General features: G+C 68.0%; 17 protein-coding genes. 5 read left to right on the forward strand and 12 right to left on the reverse strand.

Translation table 11 applies throughout. The annotated features are described in order from the left end of the window. Positions 1–60: 60 nt before the first annotated feature. The 5 genes from ccsB to ABIN76_RS00640 are packed head-to-tail and all read right to left on the reverse strand — an operon-like array spanning position 61 to position 5,050. The gene (gene ccsB, locus ABIN76_RS00620) at positions 61–1,164 is read right to left on the reverse strand and encodes a c-type cytochrome biogenesis protein CcsB (RefSeq protein WP_346957789.1); all 1,104 of its coding nucleotides are present in this window, start codon (positions 1,162–1,164) and stop codon (positions 61–63) included. Then, complete coding sequence (locus ABIN76_RS00625) at positions 1,164–2,999, reverse strand: cytochrome c biogenesis protein ResB (RefSeq protein ID WP_346957790.1); 1,836 nt, start codon at positions 2,997–2,999, stop codon at positions 1,164–1,166. The genes ccsB and ABIN76_RS00625 overlap by 1 nt, the downstream gene beginning before the upstream one ends. Beyond that, positions 2,999–3,754 carry a cytochrome c biogenesis protein CcdA gene (locus ABIN76_RS00630; RefSeq protein WP_346957791.1) on the reverse strand — a complete coding sequence of 252 codons (756 nt, stop codon included), beginning with the start codon at positions 3,752–3,754 and terminating at the stop codon, positions 2,999–3,001. Before ABIN76_RS00630 ends, ABIN76_RS00625 begins: the two co-directional genes overlap by 1 nt. A 16-nt stretch (positions 3,755–3,770) precedes the next feature. After that, positions 3,771–4,388, reverse strand: coding sequence for a TlpA disulfide reductase family protein (locus ABIN76_RS00635; protein ID WP_346957792.1), 618 nt, complete (start codon positions 4,386–4,388; stop codon positions 3,771–3,773). Continuing rightward, positions 4,385–5,050, reverse strand: a complete 666-nt coding sequence (locus ABIN76_RS00640; RefSeq protein WP_346957793.1) for a histidine phosphatase family protein — start codon at positions 5,048–5,050, stop codon at positions 4,385–4,387. Before ABIN76_RS00640 ends, ABIN76_RS00635 begins: the two co-directional genes overlap by 4 nt. 214 nt (positions 5,051–5,264) lie before the next feature. Between ABIN76_RS00640 and ABIN76_RS00645 the strand changes: the two genes are divergently transcribed. From ABIN76_RS00645 to ABIN76_RS00655, 3 genes are all read left to right on the forward strand, one after another. Then, positions 5,265–5,813, forward strand: a complete 549-nt coding sequence (locus ABIN76_RS00645) for a YceI family protein (protein ID WP_175321455.1) — start codon at positions 5,265–5,267, stop codon at positions 5,811–5,813. A 129-nt stretch (positions 5,814–5,942) separates the two neighbouring features. After that, positions 5,943–6,527: a hypothetical protein gene (locus ABIN76_RS00650; RefSeq protein WP_346957794.1), complete on the forward strand. Its 585-nt coding sequence runs from the start codon at positions 5,943–5,945 to the stop codon at positions 6,525–6,527. A 215-nt stretch (positions 6,528–6,742) separates the two neighbouring features. Beyond that, entirely contained in the window at positions 6,743–7,534 is a 792-nt protein-coding gene (locus tag ABIN76_RS00655) for a hypothetical protein (protein ID WP_346957795.1), read from the forward strand. A 77-nt stretch (positions 7,535–7,611) separates the two neighbouring features. Here ABIN76_RS00655 and ABIN76_RS00660 read toward each other — a convergent pair whose 3' ends face one another. Both ABIN76_RS00660 and ABIN76_RS00665 read right to left on the reverse strand, forming a co-directional pair. Then, complete coding sequence (locus tag ABIN76_RS00660; RefSeq protein ID WP_346957796.1) at positions 7,612–8,307, reverse strand: redox-sensing transcriptional repressor Rex; 696 nt, start codon at positions 8,305–8,307, stop codon at positions 7,612–7,614. Between the two features lie 124 nt (positions 8,308–8,431). Then, positions 8,432–8,704 carry a glutaredoxin family protein gene (locus ABIN76_RS00665; RefSeq protein WP_346957797.1) on the reverse strand — a complete coding sequence of 91 codons (273 nt, stop codon included), beginning with the start codon at positions 8,702–8,704 and terminating at the stop codon, positions 8,432–8,434. Positions 8,705–8,823: 119 nt separating this feature from the next. On the opposite strand from ABIN76_RS00665, the gene ABIN76_RS00670 reads away from it, so the two are divergent. Further along, positions 8,824–9,642: an HAD-IB family hydrolase gene (locus ABIN76_RS00670; protein ID WP_346957798.1), complete on the forward strand. Its 819-nt coding sequence runs from the start codon at positions 8,824–8,826 to the stop codon at positions 9,640–9,642. Between the two features lie 184 nt (positions 9,643–9,826). Here ABIN76_RS00670 and ABIN76_RS00675 read toward each other — a convergent pair whose 3' ends face one another. From ABIN76_RS00675 to ABIN76_RS00685, 3 genes are all read right to left on the reverse strand, one after another. Continuing rightward, the gene (locus tag ABIN76_RS00675) at positions 9,827–9,925 is read right to left on the reverse strand and encodes a 30S ribosomal protein bS22 (protein WP_003792170.1); all 99 of its coding nucleotides are present in this window, start codon (positions 9,923–9,925) and stop codon (positions 9,827–9,829) included. A 193-nt stretch (positions 9,926–10,118) separates the two neighbouring features. Beyond that, the gene (locus tag ABIN76_RS00680; RefSeq protein WP_346957799.1) at positions 10,119–10,331 is read right to left on the reverse strand and encodes a helix-turn-helix domain-containing protein; all 213 of its coding nucleotides are present in this window, start codon (positions 10,329–10,331) and stop codon (positions 10,119–10,121) included. 204 nt (positions 10,332–10,535) lie between these two features. Continuing rightward, positions 10,536–11,648 carry a 3-deoxy-7-phosphoheptulonate synthase gene (locus ABIN76_RS00685; RefSeq protein WP_346957800.1) on the reverse strand — a complete coding sequence of 371 codons (1,113 nt, stop codon included), beginning with the start codon at positions 11,646–11,648 and terminating at the stop codon, positions 10,536–10,538. Positions 11,649–11,941: 293 nt separating this feature from the next. On the opposite strand from ABIN76_RS00685, the gene ABIN76_RS00690 reads away from it, so the two are divergent. After that, positions 11,942–13,339: an alpha-hydroxy acid oxidase gene (locus ABIN76_RS00690; protein ID WP_346957801.1), complete on the forward strand. Its 1,398-nt coding sequence runs from the start codon at positions 11,942–11,944 to the stop codon at positions 13,337–13,339. 99 nt (positions 13,340–13,438) lie between these two features. On the opposite strand, the gene ABIN76_RS00695 is transcribed toward ABIN76_RS00690, so the two are convergent. Both ABIN76_RS00695 and ABIN76_RS00700 read right to left on the reverse strand, forming a co-directional pair. After that, the gene (locus ABIN76_RS00695; protein ID WP_346957802.1) at positions 13,439–13,999 is read right to left on the reverse strand and encodes a metalloregulator ArsR/SmtB family transcription factor; all 561 of its coding nucleotides are present in this window, start codon (positions 13,997–13,999) and stop codon (positions 13,439–13,441) included. Positions 14,000–14,087: 88 nt separating this feature from the next. Beyond that, entirely contained in the window at positions 14,088–15,311 is a 1,224-nt protein-coding gene (locus ABIN76_RS00700) for an acetoin utilization protein AcuC (protein WP_346957803.1), read from the reverse strand. Between the last annotated feature and the right edge of the window lie 24 nt (positions 15,312–15,335).

Here is a 15,335-nt window from a genome sequence, read left to right on the forward strand (position 1 = left end):
GCCGCCACGCAGGTTGCGCAGCGGCCCTCCAAGTAGTGCCGGGTGGTGCTTCCCGGGCGTTTACAGCCCCGAGTAGGAGTGCAGGCCGTTGAAGAACTGGTTGACGATGGTGAAGTTGAAGACCACGCACAGGTAGCCCACGATCGAGAGCCAGGCCGCGCGGGTGCCGGTCCAGCCGCGGGTGGCGCGGGCGTGCAGGTAGCCGGCGTAGACAACCCAGATCACGAAGGTCCAGACTTCCTTGGTGTCCCAGCCCCAGAAGCGGCCCCAGGCCTTCTCCGCCCAGATCGCGCCGAACATCAGGGTGAACGTCCAGCCGACGAACGCGATCGCGTTGATCCGGTAGGACAGGTTCTCCAGGCTCAGCGCGTTCGGCACCAGGCGCATGAAGCCGAGCTTGTCGGCCCCGCCGGCAGCAATCGTCTTTTGCCGGTGCGACTGGACCAGCTGCAGCGCGGACATCGCAAAGGTCAGGGTGAACAGGGCCGAGGACAGCACCGCGATGGAGACGTGGATGATCAGCCAGTAGCTCTGCAGCGCGGGCACGAGGTGGCCCACGGGCGTCCAGAATGCGATTGACGCCGCGACCAGCATGATGATGGCGAGGCCGATCACGAACGTGCCGAGGAAGCGCAGGTCGCGGCGGATCAGCACCAGCAGGAAGACCGCCACGGCCACGAACGCGCCGGTGGTCAGGAACTCGTACATATTGCCCCACGGAACCCGGCCCGCGCCGATCGCCCGCGTGATGACGCCGGCCGCGTGGATGGCGGCGCCCAGCACCGCCAGTGCGACGGCGACCCGCGCAGGAACGCGGCGCTCGGCGCCGTAGCGCATGCCGCCGTCGGCGGTCACGCCGGCTCCGTTTGCCTGGCTGCCGGAGACCGACGACGTCGGCCGCTCGGCCCGGCCTACCGGGCCGGCCACGTCCGCGTCGGCGCGGTCAACGCCGGCAGCGGAGGCCCCGACGCCGGCGCCCACCGGGACGCGGGCCGGAGCGGCGCCGGACAATTCTGCTGCCTTCAGATCCACCGCGCGCAGGGTTTTGCTGCTCTTGGCCAGATCCCAGGCGAAGGCGATGAAGGCCACCGTGTAGGTGCCGGCGGCGAGCAGCATAAAGAGCTCGCTGTACTGGCCCATGGTTTCGTTGATCGAGTACGGCATTACTGATCCTTCTTTGACTCAGGAGAGCCTGCTGTGGACTGAATGAAGCCTGTTGCGGGGTGTTCCGAGGAGGTCCGGGTACCGGCGTTGGCGCTTGCGCCGTGGTCCGCCCGGTCATTATCCGCCGCCGCGCTGGGAGCAGGCTGGGAACCTGCGGCGGAATCGTCCGCCGGCCCGTCGTCGAGCGGCCACGCGGCCGACAGCAGGGCGCGGATGGCGGTGGCCTCCCCGGCCAGCCGGTGGTCCTCGCCGCGCGCCAGGAGGCCGTATTCCACCATGGTCCGGCCGTCCTCGTGGGTGCCGGTGCGGACCCAGACACGGCGGCGGTTGACGTACAGCGACGTGACCAGGCCCGCGACGGCGAGCAGCGCGAAGAACAGCGCGTAGCCCTGGCCCGGGTTGTGGTGGATGTCCACGCCGACGTAGCGCTTCACGCCGTCGAAGCTGATGGTGCCCTTGCCGTCCGGCAGGGTGTGGGTGGTGCCGGGGGTCAGCACGATGCCCTTGGTCGGCAGGTTGCGGGCGTTGAGCGGCGTCAGCTTCTTCACATCGAGTTCAAAGACGTTCTGCGGCGAGCCGCTGTCCAGCCCGAGGTCTCCGTAGTAGGAGTTCAGCGTCAGCTGCGGGTTGAAGAGTTCCGGATCGCCGCTGAAGGAAACGCCGTCCTTGGTGATGAAGGCGGTCGGCAGGAAGAAACCGGCGAAGGCGAGCTGCTCGGGCTTGGCATCGGGAACCTTGATGACCACGGAGGAGTAGTAGTTGTCGCCCTGCAGCTTGGCCACCACGGGGCCCTGCATGGCGATGTTGCCGGCGCCGTCGCGCACCGTGACCACCGGGGCGTAACCGTTGCCGGTCAGGTAGATGCTGGTGCCGCCGAGGCTGAGCGGGTCGTTGACCTTCAGCACCTCCTGCTTGGCGGGCGCACCGGGGTTCTCCTTGGTGGTCACATCGGCCTTGAAGTCGATGGGCTGGCCGAACTTGCCCTTCGATTCACGGTCAAAGGTGATCTGGAACTTGTCCAGCTGAATGGAGTACGGCTCCAGCTGGCTGCTCTGGAAGTTGGTGCCCGGGGTGAACTGGTCATAGCCCACCAGGGTGTTCACGAAGGTGTCCCCCTCGACCAGGATCCGCTGCCCGCTGTAGCCGAACAGGCCGCCGGCCGCGACGGACACCAGCACGCCGATCAGCGCGGTGTGGAAGACCAGGTTGCCGACCTCCCGGAGGAAGCCGCGTTCCGCGCCTACCGAGGGCCGGTCGCCGTCGCGGTCCCTGATATCGACGCGGTAGCCGCGCTTCTTCAGCAGCGCGGCGGCGTCGTCAATGGCGTGCGACGCCGGGATCCCGGCGTCGGCGGGGATCACCAGGGTGCCGTATTCGGGCAGCCGGGACAGCCGGGCAGGGGTGCGCGGGGGCTGCGATCGCATGGCCTTGTAGTGCACAATGGCGCGCGGCACCACGCAGCCGATCAGCGAGATGAACAGCAGGATGTAGATGGCGGAGAACCACGCCGAGGAGTACACGTCGTAGAGCTGCAGGGAGTCCAGGATCTTGCCGTAGTCCGGGTGGTCCTTGATGTACTGGGTGACCACCGCGGGGTTCGCGGGCCGCTGCGGGAACAGCGACCCGGGCACGGCGGCGACGGCGAGCAGCAGCAGTAGGAACAGCGCGGTGCGCATGCTGGTCAGCTGCGTCCACGCCCAGCGGAGCATGCCCACCGGTCCGAGCGAGGGCATGACAGCATCAGCCTTGGCGGCGGAAACACCGGTCTCGGCGGGGCCGCTGCCGGGGGTGCCGGCGGCCGGGGTTTTCTTCTCTACGTTCACGCGCTCGCTCATCAGATCGGCAATTTCACATCGGTTTGGAACCAGTACTGCAGCCCGGACACCCAGGCCCCCCAGACGCCGCTGGCCATCAGCAGGCCCAGCACGATCAGGATGCCGCCGCCGGTGCGCTGGATGGCCACCCGGTGCCGGCGGAAGAAGGAGAGGACCCCGACGCCGCGGCGCACGGCCAGGGCGATCAGGAGGAAGGGAATGCCCAGCCCAAGGCTATACACGAAGGCCAGGAGCGCACCCTTGGCCGCGGAGGAGCCGCCGGACAGGCTCAGCAGCTGGACGGCCGAGTAGGTGGGGCCGATGCACGGCGCCCAGCCCAGGCCGAAGGTGATGCCCAGCAGCGGCGCGCCCCAGAGCCCGGCCGGCGGCTTGGCGTGGATCTTCGCGTCGCGCTGCAGCCAACCGAAGCCGCCCATGAACACGACACCCATCACGATCACCAGCACGCCCAGCAGCTGCGTAATCCAGGCGTTTTGCGAGCCGGTGATCAGCGTCCCCAGCTGGCCGAAGGCCCCGCCGAGGAGCACGAAGATCACCGAGAAGCCCAGGACGAACAACCCGATCCCGGCCAGCATCCGGCCCCGCTTCTGCTTCTGCAGGTCGACGCCGGTCAGCCCCGTCACGTAGCCAAGGTAGCCGGGCACCAGCGGCAGTACGCAGGGTGAGAGGAAGGAGACGAGTCCTGCCAGCAGCGCCACCGGGATGGCGAGCAGCAGCGAACCGCTCAGGATGGCTTCGGCGAAGGGGCTGTTCACGGCGTCACCTTCCTGGCTACTCGGCCACGGCGGCGGCGATGAGGGACTTGAGGGTGCCCTTCTGGATTTCGCCGAGCACCCGGGAGGCGACCCGGCCCTGCTTGTCGAGCACCAGCGTAGTGGGAACCGCGCCGGGCGGGACCAAGCCGGAGACGGCCAGCAGCACGGCGCCGTCCTTGTCGTTGAAGCTGGGATAGGTCAGGTTGAAGGTCTTGTCGAACGCCTCGGCCGTGGCCTTCTCATCGCGCAGGTTGACGCCGAAGAACTGCACGCCCTGGCTCTTGAACTCCTGGTGCAGGGCCTCCAGCGACGGCGCCTCCACCCGGCACGGGGCGCAGGCGGCGAACCAGAAGTTGAGCACCGTCACTTTGCCCTGAAACTCTGACGCCGTCACGGCGGTGCCGTCGAACAAGGTCCCCTTGATGTCCACCGGCTTTTTCCGGTCACCGACGGCGAATTCGGTCACCGAGCCGTCGCCGGCGACGTAGTTCTTGTTATCCCCGGCCCTGGCCTGCTTGGCGAGGTCGTCTTCCTGGGCACAGCCGGAGAGTCCGAGCGCTGCGGCCAGCGCCGCGCCGCCGGCGGTGAGGATGCTGCGGCGGGAGAGCCGCGGGTCGTTGGCGGCCATGGTCATGCCCCCGGAGTGCGGGAGGCACCGGGCAGCAGAACGGCGGCCGGCTCGCTGTAGTCAACGCGCAGCAGCGTCCCGTCGTCGGCGAAGACCAGGGAGGTTACGGAGGTGAGCGTGCATTCGCGCTTACGCGGGTCATGCCACAGCGGCCTGCCCTCGGCGCTGAGCCGGGTGGCCCAGATGGGCAGCTGGTGGCTGACCAGGATCGCCTCTGCGCCGTCGCCGCCGAGCTCGACGGCCCGCCGTCGCGCGTCCTGCACCGCCGAAGTCACCCGCGCGGCCTGCTCCTTGTACGGTTCGCCCCAGGACGGACGAAGCGGGTTGCGCAGCATCGGCCAGTGCTTTGGTTTGAAGATTTCGCACTTGGACACCTGTAGGCCCTGGAAGTAGTTGGCGGCCTCGATGATCCGCTCCTCGGTGGCGATCTCGAGGTTGAGGGCCTGGGAAATCGGCTGCGCCGTCTCCTGGGCGCGGGTCAGCGGGGAGGCCGCGAGGTGCACGATCTTCGCCCCCTGTGCGGCGCGTTCGCTGAAGTGCTCGGCCAGCATCCCGGCCATCTGCCGGCCCAGCTCGGAGAGGTGGAACTCCGGCAGCCTGCCGTACAGGACGCCGTCGGGGTTATGGACCTCGCCGTGGCGGAGCAAATGAACAGTCGCTTGTGGCATGTGTACCAGTTTCTCAAAGGGCAGGGGCAATGACGAAATCTTCTACAGGAGGTAGAACTCAAACTTTTTGGGAAATGTTCCCCCGGACCGGAATAAAAGATGCAAATGCATGTTTATACTGGGTGAAGCGGTTAGTTGAGACTTCAACCAATGAAGCGTCAACCGACGATCAGATGAACTTCCGTACCGCCCACCCGACTCAAGGAGAACCACCATGGCACTTCCCGCAAACCTCACCACCGGCACCTGGACCCTCGACTCCTCGCACAGCGAAATCGGTTTCACCGTCCGCCACGCGGGCATCAGCAAGGTCCGCGGCCAGTTCAAGGAAGCCGACGCAACCCTGGACCTCGCAGAAAACGTCGCCGACTCCAAGGTGAACGCCACCATCAAGACCGCCAGCTTCGACTCCGGCGACGTCAACCGCGACGGCCACGTCCGCGGCGAAGATTTCTTCGACGTCGAGAAGTTCCCGGAGATCTCCTTCGTCTCCAACGCCATCGTTCCCAAGGGCGACGCTTACGAGCTCCAGGGTGACCTGACCATCAAGGGTGTCACCCGCCCGGTGGCGCTGGAAACCGAGCTCAACGGCGTGGCCGTTGACCCGTTCGGCAACACCCGCGCCGGCCTGACCGCCGAAACCACCATCAGCCGCAAGGACTTCGGCCTGACCTGGAACGCAGTCCTCGAAGCCGGCGGGGTGCTGGTCAGCGACAAGGTTGCCATCAACCTCGAACTGGCCTTCATCGCCCCCGCAGCCTAGGCCCTGCCGCCGCTCAGGGCGTCCCGTCCTGGCTGGGCCGGCCCAGCCGGCCCGGCCCGGCGCCGAAGCACCTCGACACCCCGCGCCGTCCCCGGATGGCGCGGGGTGTTTGGGTCTAAAGTGAAATCCATGAGCAATACCGGTGACGTCCCCGAGCCACCACAGCCAGGTGCCACCCCGCCGGAACCGGGCAACGTCCCGCCGGGCAAACCGGGGCGGCCGGGACGCCCCGGGGGATTCCGCATCCAGTGGCCCGCGGACCGGCCGCAGACCTTCAAGGATGCCCTGCCGGTGGGCGGCTATTCCGCGATCCTCAACCTCCCTGCCATGCCCACCGAGCTGAAGGTCTCCTACTGGGTCTGGGTGATCGGCGGCCTGCTGGGTGTGCTCGCCGGCGTGATCGGGCTCTTCGGCACCCTCGTCCTTTTTGTGGTGTCACCGCCGGCGGGCATCCTGCTGCTCCTGTTGGTGCTGGTGGCCCTCGCGCTGGCCTGGGCTCAGGTCACACTGGCGATGAAGATGAAAGAGGGCTGGGAATGGGCCCGGTTTGCCCTGACCATCGCCGCCGGCGTCAGCCTGGTCCTCGCATTGCTGAGCATCGGCGTCGCCGGCGGCGGAAGCTGGCCGGGATTCCTCATCAGCCTGGTGGCGACCGTGCTGATGTGGCTGCCCAAGTCGCAGGCCTGGTTCGACGCCTTTAAGAGCCGTTTCTGAGCCCTCGCCGCAAAATGGAGCTCCCGCGACGGCCCGGCCCCGAGGAGCGGGCTGCGGGGGCTGTGGGGTCCGGGAAGTGGCGCCGAGAATACCTTTCTGGAATGGCCCGCACAGCCACAGGCCCGGGGTACGGTGTAGTTAAACCATGCTGGGGGCAGGGGGTTGAGACACTGGTCCCGGTAGCCCATCCCGTCATCAACATGAAAAGGACCGCCATGAGTAACCCGCCAGTCGAGCCTTCCAGCCCTGACGGACCCGAGTCGGGCAAGCCGGCTCCGCAGTACGGCCAGAATGCCCCCGGCTACGGCCAGCAGCCGCCGGCCCCGCAGTACGGCCAAAACGCTCCGCAGTACGGCCAGCAGGCGCCGGGCTACGGCCAGAACGCTCCCGGCTACGGCCAGCAGCCGCCGGCCCCGCAGTACGGCCAAAATGCTCCGCAGTTCGGCCAGCAGGCGCCGGGCTACGGACAGACCCCGGGCCAGTTCAGCCAGAGCCCGTACGGACAGTCCCCCTACGCGCAGTACCCCTCGGAACTCCCCACCGGTGGCGCCGGGACCCGGCCGCCGCGGCTCGACCTTGCCTTCTGGCTGCTGGTGGCATCCGGCGTCGTATGGGTTCTGTCCCTGCTGCTGGCGATTGGAACCCTCGACTCCCCCGCCATGCGGGACATGTTCGAACAGCAGATGTCCGCAAGCGGCGCCGACGTCCGGTTCGAAGACATCAAGGGCGTCATTGTGACGACCGTGGTGGTGTTCGCGATTATCAGCGCCGGGCTTTACGCCCTTGTCGCGTTGAACGTGCGCAAAGGCAAGAACTGGGCACGGATCCTGGGCACGGTCTTTGCCGCATTGTCCCTTCTCAGCCTCTTCCCGCTGAGCCTGGGCACCCTGGCGGTTGTGCTGGGCGTCGCCGGCATCGTGATCCTGTACCTGCCGACGGTCTCCCCCTACTTCCAGAAGCAGCAGCCGTTCACCAACCCGTACGCGCAGAACCCTTACGGCCGCTAACGCAGGCCGCTAGCCGAGGGCGCTAACGCAGGGCGCGGGAACCGGAGGACGCGGGAACCGGAGGACGCCGGCTGAGATCAGTCGGCGTCCTCCGGGTCCTGCGCCCTTTGTGCGTGGTAGGCGAGGATCTGCAGTTCGGTGGCCATGTCCACCTTGCGGAGATTGACTCCGGGCGGCACCTGCAGCATGACCGGGGCAAAACTCAGGATGCTGCGCACTCCTGCTGCCACGACCCGGTCGCACACACTCTGCGCCACCGCGGCCGGCAGGGCAAGAACCACCATGTTGGCCCCGGTGCGGTGCAGCACGGGTTCAAGGTCCGCGGCGTCACTGACCCGCAGCCAGCCCACTTCGCTGCCCACCACCATCTGGTCGGCGTCGAAAATCGCCACAATGTCAAAGCCCCGCGACTCGAAGCCCCCGTACCGGGCGAGGGCCTTGCCGAGGTTGCCCGCGCCGACGATGGCAACTTTCCAGTCGTGGGTCAGGCCAAGGGCCGCGGCGATGTGGCGGTTGAGGTACTGCACCTCATAGCCCACGCCGCGGGTTCCATAGGAGCCCACGTAGGAGAGGTCCTTGCGCAGCGTGGAGGAGCTGACCCCCGAGGCTTCGGCCAGCGACTCGGAGGAAACCCGGTCCACTCCCTCGGCCAGCAGAGTCGTCAGCGCGCGCAGGTATATCGTCAGCCGGGCCACGGCCGCGGGCGGGATCTGCTTGGCGGCAGGTCCGGCTCCCCCGGGCAGGGCGTCGGGTGAGGAATCCAGCGAAGTCACTATCTGCTCCATTGCGTCGCGTTGTGCCTCCACTCTAGAGCCCCGGCTGTTCGGGCCACAAAGCAGCGACCGGCCGGCCGAACGGGCCGGGGGCATCAGGCCAACCCGACGGGCCCGGGGGCACTCAGACAGGCTGGTCGAGCGCACGCCGCAGGGTACGGAGCAGCCGGGCCTCGTCGATCCGCCAGAAATCCCGCTGCACACCGTCCACCAGCAGCACCGGGATCTCCTCGGCGTAGCGCTCGCGCAGGCCGGCGTCGTCGTCAATGGACAGCTCGGACCATTCGAGTCCCAGCCCGGCGGTGACGCGTCCAACCACGTCGCGCGCGTCGGCGCACAGATGGCAATCAGCCTTGATGATCAGAACTACCTCGGGGCGGAGCGCGGGTTTGGCCATGGTTCCACGGTAGCCCGGCGCCGGGCCCGGCGTCGATGCGGCAGCGTTCCGGCCCCGACGGCGGTGCGGCGGCGGACGAACTGCGCGTGGGATCCGCCGGCATTGACTAGACTCGTGGCATGCCCGAGGAGAAGTACGTCGCGGTGGCTACGCGGCCGGCTGCATCATCGCAGGACGGCGAGGCCGCCTTTTTCGACGTCGACAACACCCTCATGCGCGGCGCCAGCCTGTTCCATGTGGCGCGGAAAATGTACCAGCGCGGGGCGTTCACCATTCCGCAGGCTGCGGGCTTCGCCTGGAAGCAACTGATGTTTGTGTTCCGCGGCGAAAACATCGACGACGTCCATGCAGTCCGTGACACCGCCCTGAGCCTGGCCTCGGGTTTCACCGTGCAGGACATCGAAGCCCTCGGCGAGGAAGTCTACGACGAGATGATCGAGTCCCGGATCTGGCCGGGCACCAAGGCGCTGGCCGAACAGCACCTCCGCGTGGGCCGCCGGGTCTGGCTGGTCACCGCGACGCCGATCGAGGTGGCCACGGTTATCTCCACCAGGTTAGGCCTCACCGGAGCCCTGGGCACGGTCGGTGAGATCCACGACGGGTCGTACACCGGGCGGCTGGTCGGCGATATCCTGCATGGGCCGGCCAAGGCAGTCGCCGTCCGCGGCATCGCCGAAGCGCAGGGCCTGGACCTGAACCGCTGCTGGGCCTACAGCGACTCGCACAATGACATTCCGCTGCTCAGCATGGTGGGGCACCCGGTGGCCATCAACCCCGATGCCCGGCTGCGCCGCCACGCCCGCGAACACAACTGGCCGGTCTACGACTTCCGCTCCGGACGCCGGGCGGCCACCCTGGGCCTGAAAGCCGCCACCGTCGGCGGAGCCATCTACGGCCTCTGGCGGGGCTTCTCCCGCTTCCGCGGCCCCACGGTCTAAGCTCACTCCCCCGGGGCCTGTCCGGGCTTTCCGCTGCGCTTTCGGACCCGCGCGGCCCGGATCCGGGGTGCGCTCGTCCGAAACCGCTGCGCTTTCCCGAAACCGCCGCGTTTTCCCCGACGTTGGCAAAAGAAAATGCCCGCCGCCGGAAAGGCAACGGGCATTGACGCTGTACGAAGTATCTCTACTTCTTGTTGCGACGCTGGTGGCGCGTCTTGCGAAGCAGCTTGCGGTGCTTCTTCTTGGCCATACGCTTGCGACGCTTCTTAATAACTGAACCCACGAAAGATCCTTACCGGCTAGATGCAATACCTGCCCGTTGGGAAGGGTCCGCGCGCTAAGCAGCAGACTGAACAACTGACAGGTTCTTACAATGACGTTAAACGTTCCTTAACAGGGTACCGCCTATCCGGGGCACACCACGACCGCAGGCCCCGCAACGGGGTCTGCCGCGGTCCGGTGCGACAGCAGAAGACTCAGGCCGTCTCGGTGCGTCCGTCGACGACAGCACCCTTGAGGTACTGTTCGACGGCGTTTTCCGGAACCCGGTATGAGCGGCCAAAGCGCACCGCCGGCATTTCGCCCGAGTGCACCAGGCGATACACGGTCATTTTCGATACCCGCATAACATCCGCGACCTCGGCCACGGTGAGAAAGCGCGCGTTGGAGAAGTTGGCCTCCGAAGACATTTCCCTTATTCCTTTTGCTCAAGCGAACGGCTGCCCCGTCTGAACGACATGGCGGTGTGCCGATGCTGAGCCATCAAACAACCATGTGCTAGATACTCTAGGGGTTCATGGTGCCAATGTGAAAGGTTTCCGCAGGAATCTGTGAAGGATTTCCGCAGGATTGCCCCACCTGGGCCGTCCTTGGGCCGTGCCCGCGATGGCCAGTTAGCCCTTGGTCCGCCGGGTGCGCGCCGAGGCCGCCAGCTGGTCCAGGAGCGAGGCGGTGACGTCCCAGTCCATGCAGGCATCCGTGACGCTCTGCCCGTACACCAGTTCGTCGGTCCCGGCGGCGTGTTCGGCCACGTCAAGGGCCTGCGCACCGCCCACCAGGAAGCTCTCCAGCATGATCCCGGCGATCGCCGAGGCGGAGGCTCCGCCATCCTCCAACTGGGCTCCGATCTCGAGGGCAACTTCGGCCTGCCGGTGATGGTTTTTGCCGCTGTTGGCGTGGCTCGCGTCCACGATCAGCCGCGGATTCAGCTGCCTGACGGCGAGCCGCGCGGAGGCGGCTTCGACGTCGGCGGCGGAGAAGTTGGGTCCGTCGCTGCCGCCGCGCAGGATGATGTGGGTGTCGGGGTTGCCCGCGGTGCTGACCAGAGCGGCCCGCCCGTCGCCGTCGATTCCCAGGAACGCCTGGGCGGCGCCCGCGGCGCTGCAGGCGTCGAGCGCCACCTGCAGGCCGCCGTCGGTCCCATTCTTGAAGCCGATCGGCATGGACAGCCCGGAGGCCAGCTGGCGGTGGATCTGGCTCTCCGTGGTGCGCGCTCCGATGGCACCCCAGGCGACGAGGTCCGCCATGTACTGCGGGCTGATGGGCTCGAGGAATTCCGTGGCGGTGGGCAGCCCCAGCGCGGTGACCTGGCTCAGGAACCGGCGGGCGGCGCGCAGGCCGGCGGCGATGTCGTGGCTGCCGTCGAGCCGCGGATCGTTGATCAGGCCCTTCCAGCCCACGGTGGTGCGCGGCTTTTCGAAGTAGGTGCGCATGACGATCAGCAGGTCTTCGCGGTGCTTCTCGGCCTGGCTGACCAGCCGGCGGGCGTATTCCAGTCCGGCCTTGGGATCGTGGATGGAGCACGGGCCGACAATCACGAGGAGCCGGTCGTCCACGCCGTCCATGATCGCGCGGACCTCGTCCCGGCCGCGGCCGACGACGTCGGAGCCCCGGGCGTCCAGCGGGAGTTCTGCGATCATCTCCTGCGGGGTGGGCAGCGCGGTGAATTCGCTGACCCGCAGGTTAGAAGTGGACTGCTGGCTTTCGGGGGCTGCTTCGATGCTCATGGTTTGGGTCCTGTTCCGGGGGTGCGGAGCGGGCCCTGGTCAGAACCCGCCGGAGAAATGGCGAAGGGCAGAGAATGATCTCTGCCCTGTTGGCTCTGAAGGTGTGTGGATGCGTGTCAGTTAGACGCGGGCCCCTCCAGAGCCAACGAAAAATACGCATACCAACGGTTAGTCATGGCATCGACCATAGCCCCGGCCACGGCCGAAGGGCAAAGCGGCGGCGTAACATTCCGGCCCCGTCCTTTAGAGTGTGGTTGGACCACAGACTGTGACGAGACTCACTGGAGGCAGCAATGACGCAACCCACTATCATCGGCAACCCCGAGGCCCCGACGACGCCGGACGACACGGCCACCCCCGGCCAGCCCGGCCAGCCCGGCGCGAAGCCAGGCGCCGCTGGCGCCGCTGGGGCGGCCGGGGCGGCTGGTGCCGCTACCGGTGACCGGGAGGGCGGCCTGCTGCCCGACGCCCTCCGGCGCCGCGTGCCGAAGTACGCAGACCTCGCGCCGCTGATGCAGTTCAAGAAGCCGGATTTCAGCCGCGAGGCGAAGCTGCGCCGGGCCAGCACCATCTGGGAATTGCGGGATCTGGCCAAGCGGCGCACCCCCAAGGCGCCGTTCGATTACACCGACGGGGCGGCCGAGGCCGAGATCACCCTGCGCCGGGCCCGTGAGGCCTTCCTGGACATCGAATTCCGCCCGGGCGTCCTGCGCGACGTCTCCAGCGTGGACCTCAGCACCGAGATCCTGGGCCAGAGCGCCCGGCTGCCCGTTGGCATCGCGCCCACGGGTTTCACCCGGATGATGCAGTCCGAAGGCGAGTACGCCGGCTCCCGGGCCGCCGCGGCCGCCGGCATCCCCTACACGCTTTCGACCATGGGCACCGCGTCCATCGAGGACGTGGCCGCCGCCGCCCCGGACGGCCGCAACTGGTTCCAGCTGTACCTGTGGACGGACCGGGACCGCTCGCTGGAGCTGATCGAACGCGCGGCCGCGGCGGGCAACGACACGCTGATGGTCACGGTGGACACCGCCGTCGCGGGTGCCAGGCTCCGCGATGTCCGCAACGGCATGACCATCCCTCCGGCGCTGACCCTGAAGACCGTGCTGGACGCTTCCTACCGGCCGGCGTGGTGGTTCAACTTCCTCACGCACGAGCCGCTGACCTTCGCGTCGCTGTCACGCTACACCGGCACCGTGGCGGACCTGATCAACTCCATGTTCGACCCCACCCTGACCTTCGAGGATCTGGACTGGCTGCGCGACACGTGGAAGGGCAAGCTGGTGGTCAAGGGCATCCAGACCGTCGACGACGCCCGCAAGGTCGTCGACCACGGGGCGGACGGCGTCGTACTCTCCAACCACGGCGGCCGCCAGCTGGACCGCGCCCCCATCCCGTTCCACCTGCTTCCGGAGGTATCTGCGGCGCTCAGGGCGGACAACAGCAAGGCGGCCGTAATCCTGGACACGGGCATTATGAGCGGTGCGGACATCATCGCGGCGCTGGCGCTGGGGGCGGACTTCACCCTGATCGGCCGCGCCTACCTTTACGGCCTGATGGCCGGCGGCCGGGCCGGGGTGGACCGGGCCATCGAAATCCTGGAGACGGACATGCGCCGCACCATGGCGCTGCTGGGTGTCAGCCGGATCGCGGACCTCACCCCGGACCACGTCCGGCTGCTCGCCAGGTAGCCACAGTCCCGCGAGATGGCAGGTCGCGGCAGTGTTTGTCCCGAACATTGCCGCCACCTGCCATCTCGGCGCGGAAGCCACACGCAGACGGCAGGTGGGCTACTTCTTGCGGCCGAACTTGGGCAGGTTGGCCAGCAGGTCCGCGGCGCGGGTGGCGGCACGGCCCACCGTCCGGCCGATCTGCTGCGGCCGCTTGTCCTCCCCCGCGGTGCCCGCCGGAATGGCGACGGCGGGGCTCAGCGCACTCCCTGCGGGCACGTCCGGCAGCGCCGGTTCCGTTGCCGCCGGCGGCGTGGTCACGGCGGCGGCAAGGCTCTCAGGCACCGGGCCCGGTTCCGGGGTGCCGGCGGGCAGGACTGCCGCCGGGGCCGGTGCCGCCGGTTCGGCAGCGGCGGGACGCCCGACGTCGAACGTCTCCAGCCAGCTGGCGACGCCGGCCAGCGGCTTGGGGTTCAGGGCGTAGTAGCGTTTTTGGCCCTGGGCGCGCATGCTGACCAGGTCCGCCTCGCGCAGGACCTTAAGGTGCTTGGAAATGGTGGGCTGGCTCGCCTCGAGCTCCTGGACCAGCTCCCCCACCGCTTTGTCCCCCTCGCGGAGGGACATCAGAATGTCCCGCCGGGTTGCCTCAGCAATGACGGCAAATACGTCGTCTGTCACCATGCCCTCCACACTAGCGACATATACGCCGGAAGGCATCCACTAATTGCGGGTGCCCGCGGGGACCGGCCCGGCGGCCCGGACCTGCCGGTCAGTCGAACCAGGGATCCAGGCCGTAAAGCGGGAAGACTTCCTTGCGGGTGGCCATGACGGTGCGGTCCACCTCGTCGTTGGGGTCGAAGCCGACCTCCCAGGAGCGCCACCAGAGGTCCACGTCGTCGCCCATGACCGCTGGCGGTGCGACGCCGTATTTGGCCCCGTACTTCTCCTGCACGTACTGCCGCCAGTCCTCCGGCACGGGCGTCCGCAGCGGGACCGGGCGGCCCGCCGCAATCGCGATCAGGTGGCTCCAGGAGCGCGGGACCACCGTGATCACGTTGTAGCCGCCGCCGCCGGTGGAAATCCAGCGGTTCTCGCAGTAGCGGGCCGCGAGGTTGCCGATGGCGGTGGCCGCCTCGCGCTGACCGTCGACGCTGATGTTCAGGTGCGTGAGCGGATCCAGGCGGTGCGAGTCGCAACCGTGCTGGCTGACGATAACCTCCGGTTCGAAGGCGCCGATGAGTTGCGGAACGACCGCGTGGAAGGCCCGCAGCCAGCCCGCGTCCCCGGTCCCGGCCGGCAGCGCCACGTTGACCGCGCTGCCCTGGGCATTCGGGCCGCCGATCTCGTTGGCGAAGCCGGTGCCCGGAAACAGCGTCAGCCCGGTCTCATGCAGCGAGATCGTCAGCACCCGCGGGTCGTCCCAGAAGATGCTCTGTGTCCCGTCGCCGTGGTGCGCGTCGACGTCGACGTACACGACCCGCTGCACGCCGCCGTCGAGCAGCCGCTGGATGGCCAGGGCGGCGTCGTTGTAGATGCAGAAGCCGCTGGCCCGTTCACGGGAGGCATGGTGCATGCCGCCGCCGAAGTTCACGGCCCGGACCGCGCTGCCGTCCAGGATGGCCGCGGCCGCGAGCAGCGACCCGCCGGCGAGCCTGGCACTGGCCTCGTGCATGCCGGCGAAGGCCGGGTCGTCCTCGGTCCCGAGCCCGCGGTCCAGGTCCGGCGTGTCAGGATTGGCGCTGACGCGGCGGACGGCGGCGACATAGTCCGCGCTGTGCACGGTACCGAGTTCCTCGTCGGTGGCCACCCAGGGCGCGGCCACGCTGACGTGGTCCAGGTCCAGCAGCCCCAGGCTGCGGGCCAGCCGCGCGGTGAGTTCCATCCGCTCCGGCGCCATCGGGTGGCTGTGGCCAAAGTTGTAGGCCGTCATGGCAGAGTCCCACACCACCGTCGTCGGCAGGGCGGTCTGAGCGAGTCCGGGGAGGAATGTCATCAATCACAGGCTACCCGAGCGCAC

The sequence above is a fragment of the uncultured Arthrobacter sp. genome (assembly GCF_964021775.1).
In the GTDB taxonomy this organism is placed as follows: Bacteria; Actinomycetota; Actinomycetes; order Actinomycetales; family Micrococcaceae; genus Arthrobacter.